The sequence below is a fragment of the Euzebyales bacterium genome (assembly GCA_036374135.1).
Lineage (GTDB): Bacteria > Actinomycetota > Nitriliruptoria > Euzebyales > JAHELV01 > JAHELV01.
On record DASUUK010000030.1, the window covers coordinates 1 to 3,633 of the forward strand.

The window sequence follows — 3,633 nt, forward strand, 5'->3', positions numbered from 1 at the left end:
GCAGATCACCAGGCCGCGTAGCAGCCACTGGCCGGGTTCGGTGTTGCGGGGGCTCCACTTGCTGTTGTCGCGGCTGACCCGTCCGGCGGCGTGGAAGGTGTCGTCGGACACGATGGCGGGCACGGCGATGGCGATCCAGTCGTCGCGCGGGCGGCGCCGTTGCACGGTGGGTCGGGTGGCGCCGGCGGGGGCGGCCACGGCCTCGGTGCGGTTGTAGTAGACGCGACCGACGTAGGCCTCGTTGCGCAGCAGCCGACCGATGGTGGAGGTGGACCACATCGGCTTGCCCGTCGGCGAGACGATGCCGTCGGCGGCCAGACCGCGCACGATCTGGCGGGTCGAGTACCCGTCGGTGACATAGTCGTCGAAGATGCGCCGCACGACGGTGGCTTCGGGTTCGTAGACCTCCAGGCGCGCCGGGCCGGCGGCGTCGCGGGCCACCCGCCGGTAGCCGTAGGGGGTGCGCCAGGAGATGACTTCCCCGAGCCGGGAGCGGTACAGCTTGCCGCGCCGGTAGCGTTCGGCGATCTTGGCGCGCTCGTACTCGGCGATCACGCCCTGCACCTGGGTCAGCAGCGTGGCCTGCGGGTCATCGTCGAGCGGCGGCGCGTCGGCGAACCGCACGGCGACGTCGTAGCGGGACAGTTCGTCGAGCACGATCACCTGGTAGGCGTACACGCGGGCGAGGCGGTCCGGTGACAGGCACCACACGCCCTCGATCAGCCCGGCCTCGGCGGCGTCGCGCAGCCCGTCCAGGCCGGGGCGGTCCAGCCTGGCGCCCGAGTGACCGTCGTCGCAGAACTCGGCGACCACCTCGTCGCCGGCGTCGGCGGCGCGGGCGCGCAGCACCTCCAGCTGCGACCCGATCGTGCCGCGCGCCTCCTGCGCCTCGGTCGACACACGCGCGTAGATCGCGACCCGCATCACCGCGCCCTCCTGGACTCGACGTGGTCGGTGTCGGCGACGGTCAACAACAGCTCGTACGCGCCGGCCAACGCCGCCACCCGCGGGTCGGCGTGCGGCGTCCACGGCGGGCGGGCCGCGCCGACCAGCTCGGCGGCGAACACCGGCTCGGCGGCGGGCCAGGCGATCAGCCCCGCCAGCCCGCGGCGGGCGAACCGTCCAGCGGCCACACCGGCCAGCGGCACCCCGTCCAGCGTCGCCGCGCGCAGCTGCTCGTAGTCGGCCTGCGCGGCCTCACGGGCCGTCCACAGGGTGGTCACCGCCGCGCCCGCTCGATCGTGCGGCGGTGCAGCCGCACCCCGAACCGGGACGCGATCTCGTCGGCCAGCTCCGCGCCGGACCGTGCCGGGTCGGCGTCGGCCAGCCACGCCAGGATGTCCGGTGTCAGCTTGACCGGCCCCTTGCGGCCGCGACGCTCGTCTACCAGCCCGGTCATCCCGCGCTCGTCGAACGCGTCGCGCACGAGATAGAACGCCGCCCGCGAGTAGCCGTGCGACGACGACGCCGCGGCGACGGTCATCCCGTCGACCTCGTGCGCGCGCAGCATCTCGTATTTGACCTGCACCTTGTCGGCCGCGAGGAAGAACGCCCGCGACCCGTCGAACAGCGCCGCGGTCACCGCCGCCTCCCGCGGGTGCACCAACCCCGCCTGCTGCAACGCGTGTCGCCGCGACCGCTGGTTCACCGGCCTCACCTCCTCGGCCGGCAGCATGACCGACCACACCAACGTTGTCCAGCATTTGACGCCGCACAACCGCATGCTGTCGTGGACGAGTCGCTACGACTGCGCAACGACGTTGGCAAACACCGCAGAGGCCAGCTGATAGCGGTCCACATCGCTCGACACTGCGGTCTATATCACTAGACATTCTCGCGACCGCCTCCCCGCGTGCTTCTGGCGCGACGGCGGTGCTTGGGCGTCAGATACAGCCCGCTACCGGCCGCGTCGCGCTCCAAGACAGCCGACAAGATCAGCTTTGCGTTCCGCTCGTGGTGATGATCTCGGCGTGATGAGCAGCCGGTCGAGCATCGCGGTGGCCAGAGCGTCGTGCCGAGACCTGCGCCATCTCCGAGAGGCTTGTTCGACGCCCAGATCTCGACCCGTGCTCGTAGCGCCGCGACACGGGAGGAACACCATGTTGGCCTCCGGCCTCCACAGCGGGAGACACCCGACCTCGTTGACCATGAACAGCGACGTGCAGAACGTCTGGAGTTACCTGTGGAACCGGCCGGTGGCCAACCACCAAGGTTGATCGTGCCGTGCTCCGCCTGTGGCTCGACGTTCACAAGGACGCGCGCCGCCTTACGGCGGCGATGACGCGAACGTGACCGACTGGGTGCAACGCACCGCCTGGGCGCAACTGCTGCCCCCCACGGATGGCGGCTGCACCACACCGCCCGCAACGGCACGCGGTGCTGGACGCGTCCCGGTACGGGCAAGCGGGACGGCTGGTCGGCGATCACCGACGGACACAAGACACGTCCTCGTGCATTCTCCGGCTCAAGCGACGCCGGCCTGCGGTGTCAGCCACCGGGAGCGATCTGCTCGTCGGTCGACGTTGCTTCCTGGGTAGTGTTACCCATTGTCCACACGTCCGTTGTGTGGGCCGGCCCGAGGTCCGGTGTTCAGGCGTTCGGGCCCTTCATTGCGCGGTGAAGCTCGGGGGTGAGACCCGTTCGGAGGTCGCGCGCGGACGGCCAAGCCAGTACCGGGCCAAGTAGATGCCGGTCCGACAGGGGGTGCCCCCGGCAGGAATCGAACCTGCGACTCCCGACTTAGGAGGTCGGAGCTCTCAGGCCTCTGACCTGCGCATTCGCGCCACTTCCGCCAGGCCAGGCCGGGTGAAGGCCGGGTGCGCGTCTCGGAACGCCGCATCGAGGGCATCGGCGAGCGCCTCGTCGGCGCTCGGGAACAAATGCCCGTAGGTATCCATCGTCACCGTGATCGACGAGTGTCCGAGCCGTTCCTTGATGGTCTGCGGATGGGCTCCATGGGCGATCGCGAGCGCCGCGGCGGTATGCCGCAGCTCGTGAAACACCAGGCCTTCGAGGTCGGTGCCAGCGAACACGCCGACGCGCTTGGCGCTGCCGCCGACCTTCCGCCGCCACAGCCGCCGGAAGTTGCTGCGGCGCATGAGCTGGCCCGTGACGGTCGGGAACGCCATGCCCGACCGCTGGCACGCCTTCGAGGCGAAGTGGGCCGCCAGGACATCCGTGAGCCCGGACGGCATCGTCACGGTCCGGTCGCCAGCCCTCGTCTTCGGCGGCCCGAACGTCAGGTTCCCGGCGTCCTCGACGAGCTGTTGGTCGATGCGGAGCTTGTGGCGCAGCAGGTCGACCCGCTCGAGACGCAGGCCGGCGACCTCACCCCAACGCAGGCCGACCCACCCGGCAGTCAGCACCAGCGGGGCGTAGTGGTCACCGTGCGCGGTCGCCAGTGCGCCAAGCTGCTCGGGCGTCAGGAACCGCATCGTGCGCGCCTGCTCGCGGGGAAGTTCGACGTCGGCGGCGACGTTGCGGCCGAGCCGACCGTCCTTCACCGCGGCCTCGAGGATCTGCCGCAGGACGATGACGTGCCGGCGGACCTCAGACGCTGAGTAGCCGTGTTCGATGTCGTCGGCGACCATCCGCTGCGCGTCGCTGCGGGTGATTCGCACCAGCGGCGTCCGG

The 3,633-nt window shown here is 70.8% G+C and carries 4 protein-coding genes and 1 tRNA gene; all 5 read right to left on the reverse strand.

Going from position 1 to position 3,633, the window contains the following annotated elements:
- On the reverse strand, window positions 1-924 hold a 924-nt coding region (locus VFZ70_04160; GenBank protein HEX6254985.1), incomplete at its 3' end, for a recombinase family protein.
- Window positions 924-1,223 carry a hypothetical protein gene (locus VFZ70_04165; GenBank protein ID HEX6254986.1) on the reverse strand — a complete coding sequence of 100 codons (300 nt, stop codon included), beginning with the start codon at window positions 1,221-1,223 and terminating at the stop codon, window positions 924-926. The genes VFZ70_04160 and VFZ70_04165, both read right to left, overlap by 1 nt.
- The gene (locus VFZ70_04170; protein ID HEX6254987.1) at window positions 1,220-1,648 is read right to left on the reverse strand and encodes a hypothetical protein; all 429 of its coding nucleotides are present in this window, start codon (window positions 1,646-1,648) and stop codon (window positions 1,220-1,222) included. The genes VFZ70_04165 and VFZ70_04170 overlap by 4 nt, the downstream gene beginning before the upstream one ends.
- Before the next feature lie 1,059 nt (window positions 1,649-2,707).
- Window positions 2,708-2,771, reverse strand: a tRNA-Arg gene (locus VFZ70_04175).
- A partial coding sequence (locus tag VFZ70_04180) for a tyrosine-type recombinase/integrase (protein ID HEX6254988.1) occupies window positions 2,757-3,633 on the reverse strand: 877 nt, incomplete at its 5' end. The genes VFZ70_04175 and VFZ70_04180, both read right to left, overlap by 15 nt.